The sequence below is a fragment of the Xanthomonas sp. Leaf148 genome (assembly GCF_001423585.1).
Classification (GTDB): Bacteria; Pseudomonadota; Gammaproteobacteria; order Xanthomonadales; family Xanthomonadaceae; genus Xanthomonas.
Genome location: NZ_LMOP01000009.1, coordinates 108788 through 128173, shown reverse-complemented (window position 1 = coordinate 128173; position 19386 = coordinate 108788). Strand labels below are relative to the sequence as shown.

The following is a 19386-nucleotide window of genomic DNA, read 5'->3' as shown; positions in this document are numbered from 1 at the left end:
GTCTGGTCAGGGATTAGGGAGTCAGGATTGGGATTAGTCCGAGCGGCTGCGGTTGCGTTGCATCTGCTCTGGCTGTTGCGAATCCCGAATGCCAAATCCCTAATCCCAGAAACAAAAAGCCGGCTTTCGCCGGCTTTTTGCTGCACTTATTCCGATTCCCACCACATCCAGAACGAATCCCAGAGGCGCTTGAAGAAGCCGCCCTCCTCCACCGCGTTGATGGCGACCAGCGGGGCCTGGGCGATGATCTTGCCGTCGAGGCTGACCTTCACGGTGCCGACCTGCTGGCCCTTCTTGATGGGCGCTTCGAGATTCTTGGCCACGTCCATGCTGGGCTTGAGGTCGTTGTAGCGGCCGCGTTGCAGGCTGACCAGCAATGGCTGCGCCACGCCCAGCTGCACTTCGTCCTGCTCGCCCTTCCAGACCTTCTGCTTGGTCACGACCTTGCCGGGCGCGTACAGGCTGTGGGTTTCGAAGAAGCGGAACCCCCAGTTGAGCAGAGCCAGGCTGTCAGTGGCGCGTTGTTCTTCAGAGGTGTCGCCCATGACCACCGCGATCAGGCGCTGGTCGCCGCGCTTGGCCGAGCTCAGCAGGCAGTAGCCGGCCTCGGAGGTGTGGCCGGTCTTGATGCCGTCCACCGCCGGGTCGCGCCACAGCAGCCGGTTACGGTTGCTCTGCTTGATGGTGCCGACCTGGAATTCCTTGATCTTGTTGTAGGCGTAGGTTTCCGGGTAATCGCGCACCATCGCGCGGCCCAGCATCGCCAGGTCGTAGGCGGTGGAATGATGGCCTTCGGCACTCAACCCATGCGCATTGACGAAGTACGAATTCTTCATGCCGATCTTGGCGGCGTAGCTGTTCATCAGCGAGGCGAAGGCTTCTTCGCTACCGGCCACATGCTCGGCCAGCGCAATCGCGGCATCGTTGCCGGACTGGATGGCCATGCCCTTTTCCATGTCTTCCAGACGCGCGGTCTGGTTGACCGGGAAGCCGCTATAGCTGCCATCGGTGCCGGCGCCGCCCTCGCGCCAGGCGCGCTCGCTCATCATGACCTGGTCGTCGCGCTTGACCTTGCCGTTCTTGATTTCCGCGGCCACCACGTAGGACGTCATCACCTTGGTGATGCTGGCCGGTGCCAACTGCTGATGGATGTTGTCGCCGGCGAGCACCTGCCCGGTGGCGTAGTCCATCAGGATCCAGGATTTGGACACGGCCGGCGCGGGTGCGGGCGGAACCGGCAGTGCAGCCGGCGCGGCAGCCACAGCGGGAGTCGGCTGCGGCGCAGGTGTCTGGGCGCAGACCAGGCCGAAGGCGAACGTGGCCACGGCAGCGGCGGCGAAGCGGAATTTCATTGAAGAACGACTCCTGACGGGCCCGAAGGCTGGGTAATACGAAATTGTAAGGTGCGATGAAGATTCAAGCGACGCGCGCAGGGACCGGCGCGCCTCCACAGTTCAGCGTGACTGCTGGCGTACCGCGCGGGACGCGCGCCGCACCGACGCCGCAGCGCGCCTAGCGGAACCACGCTGTCGCGCGGTTGGACGCAAGCGCCGTGTATCAGACCCGCTCGCTGGATGGCGGCTAACCACGGCATAACGGTCTGTGCTCAGTTGGCGACGATCTGCGGACGTCCAAAGCCCAGGCCGGCAATCCGCTGGGAAATCTCCGATGCGTTTGCGTGGTCGCGTGCGTTGACGCGCAAGCGCCACAGGGTGCGGCCACCGCTGACGATGTCGCTGACGCTGGCACCGGCGATACCGGCCGAGGCCAGCTGCGACAGCGCGCGGTTGGCATTTTCGCGGCTGGCGAAGCTGGCGACCTGCAACAGGATGTCGCCCAGCGCAGCCTCGGCCACGCTGGGTGCCTTGGCCGGCATCGGATCGGGCTTGAGCGGACGCGCAGCCACGCTTTCCGATGCCTTGACCACGGCAACGGCGACCGGTGCGGCGGCAGCTGTGGTTGTCGCGCCGGTCGGTCGCTGCACGGCAGCGGCAGGCTTGCCGGTGGCCACACGCACGCCCTGCGTCTTCATCCAGGCATCGAAGTTGTCGGCATTGCCGGGCTGGCGCGAATCGGCCACGCGATAGCGCCAACGCTCGCCGGCCGCAGTGACCGGTGCTGCAGCAATCGCTACTGCAGACGTGACAACCGCTGTGCCCGCGCCTGTCGTCACCGTGCGCGGCGGAACCGTGCGCGTGGGCAGACGCTGCACCAGACCATCGATCTGGCTGCTGCCCGACGCCGGCCGCGCGGTGGCAACCGCCGTCGTGACCGGCACCTGGCCACGATTGCGCTTGGCCAGCAGGTTGCCGTTATCGGCTTCGGTCAGCCCGCGCACTTCGACATTGCCGGTGCCTCTGCCGGTGATGCCGAGCTTGACCGCGGCGGCGTAGCTGAGGTCGATCACGCGGCCATCGTGAAACGGGCCGCGGTCGTTGACGCGCACCACCACCGAATCGCCGGTGTCGGTATTGGTCACCAGCGCGAAACTGGGCAGCGGCAACGTCTTGTGCGCAGCGGTGAAGGCGTACATGTCGTAGACCTCCTTGTTGGAGGTGAGCCGGCCATGGAATTTGCTGCCGTAATACGAGGCGGTGCCGCGTTCGACATAGTCGCCCGGGTCGTCCATCACCACGTAACGCTTGCCCAGCACTTCATAGGGCGAGCGATTGCCGACCGCCGAGCGCGGCTCGTTGGTGACCAGCGGTTCGGGGATGCAGGCCACGTTGGGCACGTGGTCGGGCGTGGTGTCCTTGACGCCGGGTTTGTACAGGCCGCCGGCGGTGTAGTCGCCGCGCGTGGACGGGTCTTCCTTGGCGGCCGCATACGGCGAGGTCGACGGGCATCCGGTGGCGACGTACGCCGGCCCCTTGCCGTCGATCTTGACGCCCTTGATGGCGCCGCCGCCCTTGGCAGCGACGCTTTTCTTCGGTGCGCTGCTACAGGCCGCCAGGCCGAGCATCAGCGCCATCGGGATCAGCCACTTGGGGCCTGTCATGCTGTTCATGCCGGGGGTAACTCCTTGCCGGCGATGGCCTCGGACAACTGGAACACGGCCATCGCATACATCTTGGAAATGTTGTATCGGGTGATCGCGTAGAAGTTCTGGAAGCCCAGCCAGTACTGCTTGCCGTTGGCGTCGTCCAGGCTGATCGGCGTGGCGGTGCTACCCGCCACCACCGGCGCGCCAGGGTGATACCCGCGCGCAGACAGATCGGCCAGCGTGTACACCGGCGACCAGTCGGTGGGATTGAATTCTTCGCGGCCGGCAGCCAGCGTGGCCGGCACGGCGACTTCACCGCCGCGCACCCAGCCGCCCTTCTTGACGAAGTAATTGGCGATCGAGGCGAACACGTCGTTGTAATCGGTGAACAGATTGCGCTTGCCATCCGCATCGCCATCGACACCGAACTGGCGGTAGCTGGAAGGCATGAACTGGCCCATGCCCATCGCGCCGGCGTAGCTGCCGATCAGGCTGGTGACGTCGAGTTGCTCTTCCTTGCCGAGCGCGAACAATTGGCCGAGTTCATCGCGGAAAAACAGCTCGCGACGCACTTCGCGCTCGAGCTTGGCCGGGTCGCCGCTGCGCGGGTAGCGGAACGCCAGCGTGTACAGCGCATCCAACACGCGGTACTTGCCGGCATTGCTGCCGTAACTGGTTTCCACCCCGATGATGGCCACGATCACCTGCGCCGGCACGCCGGTGGCGGCTTCGACCTTGCTCAGCTCGGCGCGGTGCTCGGCCAGGAATTTGCGGCCCCCATCGATGCGTGCCTGGGTGATGAACATCGGCCGGTATTCGTTCCATGGCTTGACCCGCTCGGCCGGGCGCGACATCGCGGTGACGATGGCGTCCTTGAATTGCGCTTGCGCCAGCACCGCTTCGATCTGTGCGGCGTCGATGCCGTATTTGGCGGCGGTGTCGCGCACGAAGTTGGCACGTGCGATCTCGAACGGCACCGGAGTCAGATCGACCGGCGGTAGTGCAGGCGCTTCGGCGGCGGCACTTGCAGGCGCGACCGGAGCCACGGGCGGCTTGGCCGGAGGCGCACTGGCAGCCGGCGGCGGGGACGGAGGGCTGGGCTGGGTCGCGCAGGCGACAAGGCCGAGGGTGAGCAGGCAGGTCAGAGTGCGTCGAATCATCGGCCGAGGGTAACAGACATCAGATGAACTTCTGGCAATAAGACCATGAAACGAAAAGACTTTAGCCAAAGTCAAGGTCTGCCGCAGCAGGTGGGGCAGTTTGGTGGCTGGGGAATCGGGATTGGGAGCGGCGGCTGGCAGGAGCGGGAGTCCGGCCACAGGGCGCGCTAGCGCGATATGCACCACTGGCATGTGGGTGCCGCGCTAACAACTGGGTGCTCGACGGTGATTGCGATCAGCTGATCGCGGGCGAGATCGCCGCGCTGATGTCAGTGACGCGAAGGCGGCCGTTGCCCCCTTGGAAAGAACCGAAGACAGCTAGCCGGCTTGGCAGCTCATGGGACATCAAAGCCCACTGCCAGGCGGCTGCATCGACTGAGCAGCCGTGGCAGAAAACCAGGCGCGGCCGCTAGGATCGGCCGCGCCTGTAGCCTCACAGCGCCGGGAAGTGCGGTGCGCTCGAGCAGGTCGGTATGCCGCCGCCGACTTGCACCGGCGCAGTGGTGACACCGCTCCCGGTCGGAGTCAGCGCGCTGTTGCTCAGCCCGATCTGCGCGTTGCTCGCATTGACCGATGTGTTGCTGGTCGCCACGTTGGCCAGCACCAGATCAAGCCGCGTCTGCGCATCGTAGCCACGCAGAATCCAGCCCTTGCCGCCGGCATCGTTCGCACTGCGCAGCCCGTCGACGACGATGTCGTGGAAGGTCGGTTTGGTGCCGCTGCTCCCGCCGGCATAGAACGGGTTGATCACCAGCGGGCTGGTCACGCCGTAGAGGCACGTGTTGCGATACGTAACCAGGCTGACCGGCCCACCCTTGACGATGCTGGTCTTGATGCGCAACCCGTTGTTGTCGGTGCTGCGATTGCCTGCATCGTCGGTGGACACCAGCGCGTTGTTGTCGACCAGCACATTGCTGACGCCAGACATCACTTCGCTGCCGATGGAGATGCCATGCGTGCCGTAGCAACGCGTATTGCGCACGGTGATGTTGGCCGACTTGGAAGCGATGGTCTTGATCGCCACGCAATCGTCGCCGCCCATCACATCGTTGTCGTGGAGAGTGGCATTGACCACGCTGTCCAGATCCAGGCCATCGGTGTTGGGACTGGTGGCCGGTGACTTCACCCGCACGCCCCAGATGGTCAGGCCATCAACGATATGCGCGAAGAAATGGAAGTACGCCGCGTTGATCAGATTGATGTCGTACAGCGTAAACGCCGTTGAATTCTGCACCTTGATCAGATCCGGGCTGTTCTGCACCAGGCCGGCCGCCTTGGCGTCTTCGCCCAATTGCCACCAGGTGGTGCTCTTGCCCAGCATGGTCAGATCGCCGCGGCCATCGATGGTGCCCTGACGCCCGCCGATGCGGATGCCCATGACGCCCGACTTGGCGCCCTTGACGCTGATCAGCGGCGCACAGCCGCCACTCTTGGAACCGGCCACGCCGCAGCCGCTGCCGTAGTCGGCCGGATTGCGTGAGCCGTACAAGGTGACGCCCTGGTCGACCACCAGCGTGACGCCACTGGGAATGGTCAGCGGGCCAGTCAGAAACGCGTTGCCACTGCCGCTGGTCAACAGCACGCTGCCGTTTTTACAGGCATTGAGCGCGGCCTGGATGGTCTTGGTATCAGGCGGCGAGCGCTCCAATGCATCATCGAATTGACGCCCGCTCGGCGTCAGGCCGGCCTTCAAGGAGGGCGGACACGTGGGCGGAATTGCCGGTTGCGCGACAGCGCGGGCATCGCCCGTGGCGAAGGTGACAGCGCTGGCCTGCGTGGCAAGCATCAGACAAACACCGCCGATGGCGGCGGTTAGCAATTTCATGGAAACAGGCACCCGAAAGAGGAATGGCGCGCGCCTGCATAGGCAACGCGACGCGGCCGCCATCACTGCAGCGGCATAGCGGACTCTACGGAGCACACATCGCACATGCAGAACGCGAGCGAACCGGATGCCGCCCGAGCGAAGCCACCCTACGTCGAGGTGTCGTCATTGCAACGCAGCGCGCAAAAACGCGATGCCATCGCTACATTGCCGACGCGGTGACACACGCGTGTCGCATCAGTCGGCGTTGCAATGCGGAGCATGCCGCTTGCGCGTGGGTTGACGCGATGCAACGCGCCAACGGCATGACGCTATGCGTCAGTACCCGTGCACCGGCCGGTGCGCCTTCACTGCCATCACCAGGCCCAATCCGGCCAGCAACGACACCGCCGAGGTGCCGCCGTAACTCATCAAGGGCATGGGCACGCCGACCACCGGCAGCAGGCCGGAGATCATGCCGCCGTTGACCAGCACGTAGACGAAGAACGCCAGACCGGTGGCGCCAGCGACCAGGCGCGAATAGGTGTCGCGCGCCTGCGAGGCGATCCACAGGCAGCGGCCGATGACGATGAGATACAGCGTCAGTACGGTGGCCACGCCGATCCAGCCGAATTCTTCGCTGAGCACCGAGAACGCAAAGTCGGTGGTCTGTTCGGGAATGAAGTTCAGATGCGATTGCGAGCCCAACCCCCAGCCCTTGCCATCCAACCCGCCAGAGCCAATCGCGATCTTGGACTGGATGATGTTCCAGCCGGCGCCGAGCGCGTCGTTCTCGGGGTTGAGGAACATCATGATGCGGTCCTTCTGGTACGGCCGCAGCAGCCAGAACCAGGCGATCGGCGCCGCCGCCGCCACGCCGCCCAGACCCACGGCTACCCACCACCACGGCAGGCCGGCCAGCAGCAGCACGAACACGCCGCTGGCGGCGATCAGCACGCCGGTCCCGAAGTCCGGCTGCAACATGATCAACGCGGTGGGCACGCCGATGATCATGCAGGTGACCAACACGGTGGAGATACGCGGCGGCAACGGCATGCGGTGCAGATACCAGGCCGCCATCATCGGCAGGCTGATCTTGAGCAGCTCGGCCGGCTGCAGATAGAACACTTTCAGATCCAGCCACTGCCGGCCGTATTTGCCGGTGCCTAGCGCGAACACCGCCAGCAGCGGCAGCATCGACAAGCCATACACCCACGGGGTCCAGGCGCGCAGGCGCAGCACCGACATGCGCGAGATGCCCCACATCGCGGCCACGCCGATGACGAAGCGGATGCCTTGCGCCATCACCAGATGATCGCCGTTGGCCGTGCCGCCGGCGCTCTTGAGCACCGACAGGCCGATCACCATCAACGCGCCCAGCGCCAGGCACAGCACCCAGTCCAGGCTGCGCGTAAAACGCGCGGCCATGTCCGCCAACCAGCGCAGGATGTCACTCAATGATCGGTCTCCTGCACCGCATCCGGCACATCCGGTATCACCGGCTGCGCGGGCGTGCTGGGATCCAGCGCAACGGCGGCCTGGCCGATCACCACCGGCAATTCTTCCAGCGTGGCGGCAGCCGCATCGCCGGCCGCACGTGCATCGGTGGCGCCGGCTTCGAACTGGTTGACGCCAACGGCGGTCATGCCGAGTTCGCTGTCCAGCGGCAGGATGCCCGCAGGCATCTTGCCCAGCAGCCAGGCGTCGAAAATCTTGCGCGCAATCGGCGCTGCCGAGCTGGTACCAAAACCACCGCCCTCCACCGCCACCGCCACCGCAATGACCGGGTTGTCGGCCGGCGCAAAGCCGACGAACAGACCACGGTGGCGCAGGTGCATCGGCAGGCTGCGCGGGTCCACGGCGGCCACGCCCTTGCGGCTGACCACCTGCGCGGTGCCGGTCTTGCCGGCCATCTGGTAGGGCGCGCCGGGCGTGATGGCGTAGCCGGTACCGCCCGGGCGCATGGTGTCCATCATGCCCTCGCGCACCACCTGCAGATGCGCCGGATTCGGGCTGACCGGCTTGCCCGGCGGCTGGATCATCGGCTGCCAGGGGTGATCGAAGCCGGTGCGTTCTTCCAGCACCAGATGCGGGCGCAGCAGCAGGCCGCTGGCGATCGCCGAGACGCCGCGCACCAGCTGTAACGGAGTCACCTTCCAGTCGCCCTGGCCAATGGCGATGTTGACGGTGTCGCCGGGGTACCAACGCTCCTTGCGGCTCTTGTACTTGTAGGCCGGCGACGGCAGAATGCCGCCGATTTCGCCCAACAGATCCACCCCGGTGGGCGCCCCGAAGCCGTATCCGCCCATGTAATGGTCGAAGCGCTCGACCCCCATGTCCACCGCCAGGCGGTAGTAGTAGGTATTGACCGACTGGGCGATGGATTTGCGCAGATCGGTCCAGCCGTGGCCGCCACGGTGCGAGTCGCCCCAGCCGCGGCTGACGCCGGGCAGATAGAACATGCCGGTGGACAACACCCGGTCTTCCGGCCGGCGCAGGCCGCTATCCAGGCCGGCCAGGGCGATCAGCGGCTTGAGCGTGGAGCCCGGCGCCACGCCACCGAGCACCAGCCGGTTGAACTGCGGACGCGACGGGTTGTCGTTGAGCATCTTGAAATCGGTATGCGAGATGCCGTTGACGAACAGATTGGGGTTGTAGCTGGGCAGGCTGACCATGCCCAGGATCTCGCCGGTGCGCGGGTCCATCGCAATGGCTGCACCTTCGTGTTCGCCGAACGCCGCCACCATTGCGCGCTGCAGATCGGCATCCACCGACAGCCGCAGATCCGCACCCGACTGCGGCGCGACCCGGCCGACGGTGCGGATCGCCCGCCCCTGCACGTTGGTCTCGACCTGCTCGTAGCCGACCTGCCCGCGCAGGTCCTGTTCGTAATAGCGCTCCAGGCCGGACTTGCCCATATGGGTGAGCGCAGCGTTGCCCTCGCCCAGCACCGCCAGATCTTTTTCGTCGATGCGGCCGACGTAGCCGATGATGTGCGCGAACAACGGCCCATACGGGTAGCGCCGGGTCAGATACGGCTCCAGCTCCACGCCGGGGAAGCGCCAGCGCTCCACCGCAAAGCGCGCCATCTCTTCATCGCTCATGCGCAGTTTGAGGGTGACCGGCAGGAAGCTGCGGCGCGCGCGGCGCTCACGGTTGAAGCGCTCCAGATCCTCCGGCGCGATCGGGATCACCTTGCCCAGCGCGGCCAGCATGGCGCCCATGTCGGCGACCTTGTCCGGGGTCACGTCCAGCCGGAACGCCGGCACGTTTTCGGCCAGCAACCGACCGGTGCGGTCGTAGATCATGCCGCGCCCGGGCACCACCGGTTTGGGCTTGATGCGGTTGGCTTCCGAGCGGGTGGCGTAGACCTCGTGGTCGAGCACCTGCAGCTTGAAATACCACCCGCCCAGGCCGACCAGGCAGATCACCACCATCACAAACCCCAGCACCGCCCGGCGGCGGAACTGCTCGGCCTCGGCATGCGGGTTCTTGGGTTGGCGCCGACCGTGCATGGGCTACTTCTTGCCCCGCTTGCCCAGGCGCGCCGCATCCAGCAACACGAACAGCGGCGGCCACAGCGCCATGCCCAGCAGCGGCGCCCACCAGTAACTCCACGGCAGGGTCGGCTCGCCGATCGCCAGATGCACCGCCGAAGACACGATGCGGTCGTTGAGCAGCAGCCCGCCGATCGCCAGCGCCTGCTGCGACACCGGGAAAAACCGCATCCGCGCGCGGAAGCGCTGCAGGATGAAGGTCATGATCACCAGCCGCAGCGCCTGCTCGCCCAGCAGCCCGCCGTACAGCAGATCGGCCAGCACGCCGGCCACGAAGGCCACACCCAGCCCCACCCGATCCGGCTCCTCGATCACCCAGTAAGCCAGCACCAGCGCCACCCAGTACGGGCGCAGCGGCTGCACCACCTCCGGCAACGGCAGCAGACCCAGCACCAGCGCGATGAGCAGGCTCACTGGCAGGATCCAGGTGTTGCGCATGCGGGTCATTGGTCCGTCTCCGGTGGAGACGGACGGGAATCGGGATTCGGGAGTCGGGAATCGGCAGGAGCGGTGCCTTGCGGCGGCGGCGCATCGCTCGCACGGCCAGCTGGCGACTGCGTGCCGTTGCCATTCCTCGTTCCGGCTGCCCGCAAGCCCTGCGGCGAAGCAGGACGCGAATCAGGCATCGGGATGTTGGATGCATTCGACGCCGTCGCGCGCGCGGGCGTGCTGGCCGGGCGACCGGACGCTGGCGCACTGGACGGCTGCGTGCCGGGCGCGGCAGGTGTCGGCGCGGACTGGGTGCCCTGAGCGCTGCCGGTGCCGGTGCCCGATGCTGCGCCCGCCGTCGGGCGTGCGGTATCCATCGCCGCGTCGGACACTCCGCTCGCTGGCGTGCGTGGCGTTGCGATCACCGGCGCGTTTGCTGGCGCCGCAGCGGCAGGTGCCACAGCGCCATTGCCATTGACGTTGCCATTCCCCATTCCCGATTCCCCATTCCCGATTCCCGGCACCACCCGCAGCGGCTTGCCGGCGCGCAACAACAGCACGTCTCGGCCGCGGTCGAGTTTGGCGGCCGGGGTCAGCTCGCCGACCAGGAAGGCGTGGGTGTCGTCGGGATGCAGCTCGGAGACCTTGCCCACAGGGAAGCCGGCCGGGAAGCGGCCGCCCAGGCCGGAGGTGACGATCTCGTCGCCCACCTGCACGCCGGCGCTCAGCGGGATGTCGCGCAATTCGAGCCGGTCGCCGCGGCCGTAGACAATCAGACGCACGCCGTTGCGCGCCACGCTGACCGGCACCGCGTGGTCTGGGTCGGTCAGCAGCAAGACGGTCGAATGTAGCGGGGTCACTTCGATCACCTGGCCCATCAGGCCGCCGGCATCGATCACCGCTTGGCCCATCAGCACGCCATCGCGGCTGCCGGCGTCCAGCAGCAAGCGCTGGCGGGTCGGGTCCAGGTCGATATCCAGGATCGGCGCCAGCTGCACGTCCAGGCCACGGCGCTCGGCCACGTTGAGCAGCTCGCGCAACTGGGCGTTATCCAGCGCAGCGGTCTGCAGCCGGGTCAGGCGGGCGTTGGCGACCAGCAGCTGATTGCGCAGGTCGCGGGTTTCTTCCACCAGTTGCGCGTGCGTTGCGGCGTTGTCGCGCACCTGCGACCCGATGCGTCCCGGCAATCCGGCCACTGCCCAGATCGGCTGGATCAGCAGATTGGCCTGCATTCGCACCTGGCTCAGCCAGCTGCCGCGGCTATCGAGCGCGATCAACGTGATCGCCAGCACCAGATAGACCAGCAGCCGCAGCGTGGAGGTGACTTCGCCCGGACGGGAGGCGACGGGAGGACCGGCGTAGGAGGGCACTTTCAGGGCCGGGAATGGGGAGTCGGGAATGGGGAATCGGTGGGCAATGTGCTGCCCACGGAAGGGCTAAGGGATATGCGGACGGGAATGCGCAGTGACCACGCAAAGCCGGAGGCGGGGAGCCGCACGACGATTCCCCATTCCCGATTCCCCATTCCCAGCTCCATTATTCCGGCGCGAAGAACTCGTTGCCGTGCATGTCCACCAGCTCCAGCGCGCGACCGCCGCCGCGGGCCACACAGGTGAGCGGATCGTCGGCCACCTGCACGTGCAGGCCGGTTTCTTCGGAGATCAGACGGTCCAGGTCGCGCAGCAGCGCGCCGCCACCAGTGAGCACGATGCCGCGCTCGGCGACGTCGGCGCACAGTTCCGGCGGGGTCTGCTCCAGCGCCAGCTTCACTGCGGAGATGATGCCCGACAACGGCTCATGCAGCGCTTCGAGCACTTCGTTGGAGTTGATCTTGATCATCTTCGGCACGCCTTCGGCGAGGTTACGGCCGGAGATTTCCATCTCCTGCACCTCGTCCTGCGGGTAGGCGCAGCCGATCTGCAACTTGATGCGCTCGGCCGTGGCTTCGCCGATCAACATGCCGTGGTTGCGACGCACGTAGTTGGTGATCGACTCATCGAAGCGGTCGCCGCCCACGCGCACCGACTGCGAGTAGACGATGCCGTTGAGCGAGATCACCGCCACTTCGGTGGTGCCGCCGCCGATGTCGATGACCATCGAGCCACGCGCTTCGGTCACCGGCATGCCGGCCCCGATGGCAGCGGCCATGGGTTCTTCGATCAGATACACGTCGCGCGCACCAGCCTCTTCCGCAGATTCCTTGATCGCGCGGCGCTCCACCTGGGTGGAACCGGCCGGCACGCACACCAGCACGCGTGGGCTGGGGCGCAGGAAGCGCGACTTGTGCACCTTCTTGATGAAGTGCTTCAGCATTGCTTCGGTGTAGGTGAAATCGGCGATGACGCCGTCTTTCATCGGGCGGATGGTGGTGATGTGGCCGGGGGTACGACCGAGCATCTGCTTGGCCTCCGCGCCGACGGCAGCCACCGAGCGCGTCCCGCCGATTGCGCGGTCCTGACGCACCGCAACCACCGATGGCTCGTTCAGCACGATGCCCTGTCCGCGCACGTAGATCAGCGTATTGGCCGTGCCCAGATCGATGGACAGGTCGTTGGAGAACATGCCGCGCAGTTTCTTGAACATCGAGGGAGTTGTTCCTGGGTAAGTCGCGTGCCCGCCGCCAGACTGGCGAAATTTTGGGCAGAAAACGAAGTCCACTAGCCTAGCAATCCCCCCCGGTGCGGGCAAGGAAAAATCGGTGTTTCCGGCCCGGTTTTCATGTGGCGGTCACGCCGGGCATGGCACGCGGTTGTGGCTCTGATCGGTCGCAGCCGTTACCCTTTGCGCCGCGGCGTTGGCGCCGTCCCGCCGCCATGCCGGCAACTGGCGGGTATTTCCTTACGCAAAGGCCTGACTCGATGTCCGCACTGATCTGTGGTTCCCTCGCCTACGACACCATCATGGTGTTCCCGGACCAGTTCAAGAATCACATCCTGCCGGACAAGGTGCACATCCTGAATGTGTCGTTCCTGGTGCCGCGCATGCGCCGCGAGTTCGGCGGCTGCGCCGGCAACATTGCCTACAACCTGCATCTGCTCGGCGGCGCGCCGATTCCGATGGGCACCGTAGGCCAGGATTTCGGCCCGTACCGCGAACATTTCGAAACGCTGGGCATCGATCTGTCGCGCGTGAAGATCATCGATGACCTGTTCACCCCGCAGGCGTTCATCACCACCGATCACGATAACAACCAGATCACCGCCTTCCATCCGGGCGCGATGATGCGCAGTTACGAGAACCACGTGCGCGACGTGCCGGGCGTGACCCTGGGCCTGGTCGGCCCGGACGGGCGCGAAGGCATGATCCAGAACGCGGAAGAGTTCGCTGCCGGCGGTATTCCTTTCATCTTCGACCCCGGCCAGGCGATGCCGTTGTTCAACGGCCCGGAACTGCGTGAATTCATCGAGCAGGCCGACTACGTGGTGGTCAACGACTACGAGTCCAACCTGCTGCAGGAACGCACCGGCTGGAACGAGAAGGACATCGTGTCGCGCGTGCAGGCCTACATCACTACGCAGGGCCCGAAGGGCGCGCTGGTGCACACGCCCGAGAAGACCTACGACATTCCGCCGGCGCATGAGCGCCGCGTGGTCGACCCCACCGGCTGCGGCGATGCGTTCCGCGCCGGCCTGATCTACGGCATCCAGCACAACTACGACTGGCTGACGATCGGGCGCATGGGCAATCTGATGGGCGCATTGAAGGTGGAACACCCCGGCACCCAGAACCAGCGCTTCGACTTCGCCGAATTCAACGATCAGTTCAAACAGCAATTCGGTTACGCGCTGTAGAAATGCCCGGAGCGGCATCGGTGCGACACCTCGGCTGCGCACCGTCAGCTCCCACGCCAGCGCTTGCTCGGCGCCCGGCCCGCATCTGCGATGCCGGCGCTGGCGCCGGCTAGGTCCCCCTTCTCTCTTCGGAAGAAGGGGCCTCGCAGCGGCAGATGCCGGTCTGCGCGATGCCTCGCGCAGCTCGAACGACACACTCGCTTCGAACGGCGCCACCGCGCCGGCCCGTACTCCGCCTCACGGCGGCCCTCGCGACGCGGGCGCCCCGCTAAAGACTGCTTGCGCAGCCGCCAGGCGGCTGGCGCGGCCAGCGCTCGGTGCGCGCCATACCGCTCGTAGAGTCCGGTTCTAAGCACGCCCTCCACACCCGCCTGACGACCGCTGGCTGCGCTTTGTTAGCCGCTCTCAGCGCTAAATGCGCACGCTCCCTCGCTCCGCCGAGCGAGCTGCGCGTCGACCGAGCTCGACCCTTATCGCCCAAAACGCCGTCATGGCCTCAGGCATCGTCGGCCCTCATCGATGCACGTATTGCGAGCAGCGCGGCGCAGTTTGCTGCAATGCGGTTTGAGCATAGGAGCAGTTTGTGCCTCTACTGACGTTTCGCGTCCACTGAGGAACGCTGGCCCATGTCCGAGCCAAGCGTTGTCGCCGCTCCTTCCATCACGCTGCCGGAGATCGAACCGGATGTACTCCGGCAGATCAGACGGCTGCGCGATATTGCGCCGCTGGCGCCACCGCTGTCGCGGTCGTGGCGGCGTTGCCTGGACGACTACGCGCTGCTGCCCGAGGCAACGCCCGAACCGTTGGTGCACGACGCCCTGCACGTGCGTGAGCGCCAGCAGCGGCTTGGCGAGGTGCTGCGCATCGCCAAGGTGGAAATGGAAAATCTGTACGAACAGATCGCCGGCAGCGGCTATGCGGTGATCTTTGGCGATGCCGACGCCACCGTGCTGCACAGCGTGCACGACTCCACCCTGCTGCGCGAGTTCCGCCAGGCGGGGCTGTTCTGTGGCGCCAGCTGGGCCGAATGCCACCAGGGAACCAACGGTCTGGGCACGTGCGCGGCAGAGCGCACGGCGGTCAGCGTGCATCGCGGCGAACACTATCTGACCCGGCATTTACCGCTGTCGTGCAGCGGCGCACCGATCCTGGACCCGCATGGGGGGCTGCTGGCGGTGCTGGATGCGTCCACCCCCAATGCGCAGGACAGCAAGCAGATCCAGCGCCATACCGTGGCCTTGGTGAGCATGTCGGCCGCACAGATTTCGCGCTCGCATTTCCTCAATCAGTTTGGTCATGCGTTCATCCTGCGCTTTCACAGCCGCCCCGAATTTGCCGGCTTGTTGCACGAGGCGTTGATCGCCATCGGTGCCGATGGCCGCGTGCTGGCGGTCAACGAAGCGGTGCTGGAGCAACTGGGCAAGATCGATCGCAGCCAGTTGGTGGGTCGCGATATCTCGCAGGTGATGCAGCTCGACTTCGACACCATCGAACACCGGGCCGGCAGCGACGCGGGCACCCTGTGGTCGATCCGCTGTGCCTGCCACGGGCGGCGTTTCTATGCGCTGGTACGCCCGCCACGCGCCCGCCCGATGCTACCGGCAGTCGGTGGGCCGGCGCAGGCCGCACCGGATTCCGAATTGCAACCAAGCGAGCACGTCGGTTCGGACCCGCGCATGCGCCACAACCTGGCCAATGCGTTGAAACTGGCCGCGCACCGCGTTTCGATCCTGCTGCGTGGCGACACCGGCACCGGCAAGGAAGAATTCGCCAAGGCGGTGCACCGTGGCTCGCCCTGGGCCAGCGGCGCGTTTGTCGCGATCAATTGCGCCGCCATTCCCGAGGCGCTGATCGAAAGCGAGTTGTTCGGTTACGCACGCGGTGCCTTCACCGATGCGGCGCGCGAAGGACGGCACGGCAAATTGCTGCAGGCCAGCGGCGGCACGCTGTTTCTGGACGAAATCGGCGATATGCCATTGCCATTACAGAGCCGCCTGCTGCGCGTGCTGGAAGAACAATGCGTGACCCCGCTGGGCAGCGAACGTGCGGTGCCGCTGGAGCTGCACGTCATCAGCGCAAGCCATCGCGACCTGGCGCAACGCGTGGCAGCAGGCGAATTTCGCGAGGACTTGTATTACCGGCTAAACGGCGTGGTGTTGCATCTGCCCCCACTGCGCGAGCGCAGCGATAAAGCGGAGTTGATCCGCACCTTGCTGCGCGAAGAAAACGCAGAGCGCAGCGTGCGCATCAGCGAAGAGGCGATGCACAAACTGCTCAGCTACGCCTGGCCAGGCAACCTGCGCCAGTTACGCAATGTGCTGCGCACCGCAGCGGTGTTATGCAGCGACGGCGTCATCCGCCTGCCGAACCTGCCGCAGGAAATCGTCGATGCCGGCAGCGCACCGTGCCTGGTCGATGGCCGTGCCGTGGCGGCCGACGACATGCCGGGCCGGGTGGCGCTGGATCAGGCCGAACGCCTGGTATTGCAGCAACAACTCGAACGCCATCGCTGGAATGTCAGCCGCACCGCCGACGCACTGGGCATCAGCCGCAATACGCTGTATCGCAAGCTGCGCAAACATGGGTTGGATACGGGCTGATGGAGGGGCGGGGATTTGGGATTGGGGATACGTCAAAGCCAAAGCGGTGGCTTGGCGCTGCTATTTAGAGCGATTAACACAATTATTTTTTCGCCATCAGGCGGCACCGCTGTGGCTTGGTGCGCCATGTGGCACGCTACCTGCCGCGATTGCGGAGCGGATGATCTGTGGCTTGGCTGCAGGGTCCTTGCCCGCCCACCATCACGAGACACACCGTGAATCCGTCCCTGGAGGCTCTTACGCGGCATCCATGCCGCGTAAGGTCCCGCGACGGTGGGCGGGCAAGGACCAGCGAAGATGGTCGGTATGCACGGTAGGAGCAGGGCTTGATGCGCGTTGTCGGATCGTGACGCGYCGGCGCAATGTTTGATGTGCAGCGCGCTACAAGCGGCTTTCACGCGACCACCGACCAACGTTCTGGTGCGGTGTCCTCGCCGCTTGCGGGACCGTGTGGCGGCATGGATACCGCCACCGAGCCCCCAGGGACGGGTTCACGGCGTGTCCCGCGAGCGGTGAGGGCACCGCGCCTCCGACCAGCGCGACGCGCGACCCTCCAGATAGCGCGGAGCGCGGCTGGTGCTGACGCCTCATGAATCTCCAATCCCGAATCCCCGCCCCAAACTCACAACGCCCAGCGCAGCCCGATCAAATACTGCCTGGTCACGCCCGGTGCCAGAAAGCGTGCCGGGCCTGTTTCGACGGGCGCGTTCTGCGGGCGGGCAAGTTCGCCATCGGGGAACACATCTTCGGCCACGGCAGCATAGGTGGCGTACTGGCGATCGAACAGGTTGTCGATACGCGCAAAGACCGACACGCGCGTGCTGATGGCCCAACGCGCCTGCAGGTCGACCAGCGCATAGCCGGCGGTGCCGATATCGATGCGCTGCGGTGCGGGCTCGCCCTCGTCGGCATTGTCGACCTGCCCATCTTCGTTGCCGCTGGCCACGCGCCCGGACACCGCGCGCACGCCGGCGCCCAGCGTCAGCGCATCGCGCTGCCACTCCACCCCGAGCTTGAGGTTATGCCGGGGTAGCGCGGCAATCCGCAAACCGGGCCGCAACGTGATCACGCGCTCGCCGGACAGCAGTTCGCCGTCGCTGCGATAGGTCGCGTCCAGATAGCTGTACCCGGCCGACCATTGCCAATCGCCGCTGCGCAGATGCAGCGCAGCGTCGAGGCCTTGATAGCGGGTGCGTCCTACATTATCGAAGTAGCCCAGCTGCGTGTCCGGCGCACGCAAAAACAAGATGTCGTCGCGATTGTCGGCGCGGTACACCGACACGGTGGCGTTGCTGTCGGCCCAGGGCGACCAACGCGCGCCCAGCTCATAGGTTCGCGACACGATCTGCTCCAGGCGCGGATCGGCCTGCAGGCCGGTCGGCAGCCGGCACGGCTGGGTGGGGTCTGCGCACCCCAGTTCGATCGCGGTCGGCGCGCGCGTGTTCTGCGCCACCGAGCCGTACACGGTGAGGCCGGAGTCGAGCCGATGGGTGAGCCCCAGCGATGGGTTGGCCTTGGCGTAGACAAAGCGCTCGCGCGGGCGGTCGCCGTCCTCGGCGGTGGACAGGATGTTGTCGACCACCACCCGGTTCCAGCGCACTGCGGCGGTGAGATGAGTGGCCGCGTCCAGCTCCCAGGTGTCTGCCACAAAGGCGCCCAGCGTTTTGGTGCTGCCGCGCACACCAGAGAAGAACGCACGCTCGACATCGGGATCTGCCAGCACCGACCGGTCCGGCTGCACCCAACCATCGCGGGCGAATTGCCGGTAACGCACATGACCGCGGTCGAAGGTGACACCGGCACTGAGCGCATGCGCTCCCCATTGCTTGCTCAGGTTGATCGCGAGTCCCTGCGCTTCCTGCCGCATCTGGGTGGTGTTGAGGGCGCCGGTATGCAGCGCATCGGCGTCGGCGCGCGCCACCTCGCAATCGGCATCCAGCGCGCTGCCGTCGGCGGCGTAACCGGAGGCGCATTCTTCGACGAATTCTTCGTAGTCCTCGCCGATATCGCCATTGACGGTATCGCGCCGGCCAACGCGCGAATACGCTAGCGCATGCAGCGCGGTGTCCGCATCGAATCGGTGATCTAGCTGCGCTGTCAGCAACGTATTGCGATTGCGGGTGAGATCGGGTGAGGTATACACCGCACGGCGGTCGGCACGGTACAGGCCTGGCTCGGGCCCCTCGTCGGTGTAGCTGGTATCGGGCAACAGTCCATTGCCGATCAGGCGGCTGCGCCCGTGCAGCAGCGACAGACTCCAGTCGGTGTCATCGCCTTGCCGACCGAGCTTGCCGAACACCGTGCCCAGACGTCCTTCGGAGGCATCGCGCCAGCCGTTTTCGTCGAAGCCGGTCACTGCGATAAAGCCATGCCAGCCATCGCCGCCGGCAATGCCATAACTGGCATCCAGCCGCTTGCGCGCGCCGCTGCCGATACTCAGTTCGCCTTGCAGTCCCGGTGCAGTGAGTCCGGATGCGGTGGACAGCACTACCGCGCCGCCGAGCGTATTCGGCCCGAATAACGGGTTGGAACCGGGCATCAGGGTGACGGCGGTGATGGCGGATTCGGGCAGCATGTCCCAGCTGACGATATCGGCGAACGGTTCGTTGACGCGGACGCCGTCCAGATACACCGACACACCTTGCGAAGCGCCCGGCAAGGCCGATGCGCGAAAGCCATGGAAGGTTAGGTCATTCTGAAATGCGCTGCCCTGCACATCGTTGCCATCCACACCGACAAACCGCCGCTGCAGCAGATCGCTGATGTTGTTGCTGCGCCCACGCGACAACTCCGCATTGGTCGCCGATTGCACCATGTACGGCAATTGCGCCGCGTCGATGGTGGTGCCGGGGATGGGCGTGGCAGTGACTTCGATGCGATCCAGCCAGGTGACTTGCGGGGTGCCGTCGGCCAGTGCGGGGCCGATCGTGCCAGCGCACAGCAGCGCTGCACAGGCGCAGGCAAGCCGATGGCGTTGCAGTGCATCGCATCCAGGGCGAGCGGTGCGAAGCGGCGAGGTACTGCGGTGGCCCAGCAAGTCATGCGTCGACGTCATGTCGTCT

12 protein-coding genes and 1 other RNA gene are annotated in these 19386 nt (G+C 65.9%); 3 read left to right on the top strand and 10 right to left on the bottom strand.

The window, feature by feature from the left end; all coding sequences use genetic code 11:
- Positions 1-146: 146 nt before the first annotated feature.
- The 9 genes from ASF90_RS12850 to ASF90_RS12810 all read right to left on the bottom strand — a co-directional run bounded on the left by ASF90_RS12850 (position 147) and on the right by ASF90_RS12810 (position 12516).
- Positions 147-1352 (bottom strand): D-alanyl-D-alanine carboxypeptidase family protein, encoded by a 1206-nt coding sequence (locus ASF90_RS12850; protein WP_055850627.1) that lies wholly within the window; start codon positions 1350-1352, stop codon positions 147-149.
- Positions 1353-1606: 254 nt separating this feature from the next.
- Positions 1607-3007, bottom strand: a complete 1401-nt coding sequence (locus ASF90_RS12845; protein ID WP_055850623.1) for a septal ring lytic transglycosylase RlpA family protein — start codon at positions 3005-3007, stop codon at positions 1607-1609.
- A complete protein-coding gene (gene mltB, locus ASF90_RS12840; protein ID WP_055850620.1) occupies positions 3004-4143 on the bottom strand; it encodes a lytic murein transglycosylase B in 1140 nt (379 codons plus the stop codon). Before mltB ends, ASF90_RS12845 begins: the two co-directional genes overlap by 4 nt.
- A 433-nt stretch (positions 4144-4576) precedes the next feature.
- Positions 4577-5968, bottom strand: a complete 1392-nt coding sequence (locus ASF90_RS12835) for a glycosyl hydrolase family 28 protein (RefSeq protein ID WP_055850617.1) — start codon at positions 5966-5968, stop codon at positions 4577-4579.
- Positions 5969-6286: 318 nt separating this feature from the next.
- Positions 6287-7405: a rod shape-determining protein RodA gene (gene rodA / locus ASF90_RS12830; protein ID WP_055850614.1), complete on the bottom strand. Its 1119-nt coding sequence runs from the start codon at positions 7403-7405 to the stop codon at positions 6287-6289.
- On the bottom strand, positions 7402-9462 hold the full coding sequence (mrdA, locus tag ASF90_RS12825; RefSeq protein WP_055850609.1) for a penicillin-binding protein 2: 2061 nt from the start codon (positions 9460-9462) through the stop codon (positions 7402-7404). The genes rodA and mrdA overlap by 4 nt, the downstream gene beginning before the upstream one ends.
- A gap of 3 nt (positions 9463-9465) precedes the next feature.
- On the bottom strand, positions 9466-9951 hold the full coding sequence (gene mreD, locus ASF90_RS12820; protein WP_055850608.1) for a rod shape-determining protein MreD: 486 nt from the start codon (positions 9949-9951) through the stop codon (positions 9466-9468).
- A complete protein-coding gene (gene mreC, locus ASF90_RS12815) occupies positions 9948-11303 on the bottom strand; it encodes a rod shape-determining protein MreC (RefSeq protein ID WP_055850606.1) in 1356 nt (451 codons plus the stop codon). Before mreC ends, mreD begins: the two co-directional genes overlap by 4 nt.
- Positions 11304-11469: 166 nt before the next feature.
- Entirely contained in the window at positions 11470-12516 is a 1047-nt protein-coding gene (locus ASF90_RS12810) for a rod shape-determining protein (RefSeq protein ID WP_006452025.1), read from the bottom strand.
- A gap of 275 nt (positions 12517-12791) precedes the next feature.
- On the opposite strand from ASF90_RS12810, the gene ASF90_RS12805 reads away from it, so the two are divergent.
- From ASF90_RS12805 to ASF90_RS12800, 3 genes are all read left to right on the top strand, one after another.
- Positions 12792-13724, top strand: coding sequence for a carbohydrate kinase family protein (locus tag ASF90_RS12805; RefSeq protein ID WP_005990298.1), 933 nt, complete (start codon positions 12792-12794; stop codon positions 13722-13724).
- A gap of 326 nt (positions 13725-14050) precedes the next feature.
- Positions 14051-14125, top strand: a non-coding RNA gene (locus ASF90_RS22335) — sX9 sRNA.
- A 225-nt stretch (positions 14126-14350) separates the two neighbouring features.
- Positions 14351-16324, top strand: a complete 1974-nt coding sequence (locus ASF90_RS12800) for a sigma-54-dependent Fis family transcriptional regulator (RefSeq protein ID WP_055850605.1) — start codon at positions 14351-14353, stop codon at positions 16322-16324.
- 622 nt (positions 16325-16946) lie between these two features.
- Here ASF90_RS12800 and ASF90_RS12795 read toward each other — a convergent pair.
- Complete coding sequence (locus tag ASF90_RS12795; protein WP_236699267.1) at positions 16947-19379, bottom strand: TonB-dependent receptor; 2433 nt, start codon at positions 19377-19379, stop codon at positions 16947-16949.
- Between the last annotated feature and the right edge of the window lie 7 nt (positions 19380-19386).

Bases quoted from the DNA above. Each gene is read 5' to 3' on its own strand.
- ASF90_RS12850 (WP_055850627.1), bottom strand. From the start codon at position 1,352: ATGAAATTCCGCTTCGCCGCCGCTGCCGTGGCCACGTTCGCCTTCGGC.
- mreD (WP_055850608.1), bottom strand. From the start codon at position 9,951: ATGACCCGCATGCGCAACACCTGGATCCTGCCAGTGAGCCTGCTCATC.
- ASF90_RS12795 (WP_236699267.1), bottom strand. From the start codon at position 19,379: ATGACGTCGACGCATGACTTGCTGGGCCACCGCAGTACCTCGCCGCTT.
- mltB (WP_055850620.1), bottom strand. From the start codon at position 4,143: ATGATTCGACGCACTCTGACCTGCCTGCTCACCCTCGGCCTTGTCGCC.
- ASF90_RS12800 (WP_055850605.1), top strand. From the start codon at position 14,351: ATGTCCGAGCCAAGCGTTGTCGCCGCTCCTTCCATCACGCTGCCGGAG.
- ASF90_RS12810 (WP_006452025.1), bottom strand. From the start codon at position 12,516: ATGTTCAAGAAACTGCGCGGCATGTTCTCCAACGACCTGTCCATCGAT.
- mrdA (WP_055850609.1), bottom strand. From the start codon at position 9,462: ATGCACGGTCGGCGCCAACCCAAGAACCCGCATGCCGAGGCCGAGCAG.
- ASF90_RS12835 (WP_055850617.1), bottom strand. From the start codon at position 5,968: ATGAAATTGCTAACCGCCGCCATCGGCGGTGTTTGTCTGATGCTTGCC.
- ASF90_RS12845 (WP_055850623.1), bottom strand. From the start codon at position 3,007: ATGAACAGCATGACAGGCCCCAAGTGGCTGATCCCGATGGCGCTGATG.
- ASF90_RS12805 (WP_005990298.1), top strand. From the start codon at position 12,792: ATGTCCGCACTGATCTGTGGTTCCCTCGCCTACGACACCATCATGGTG.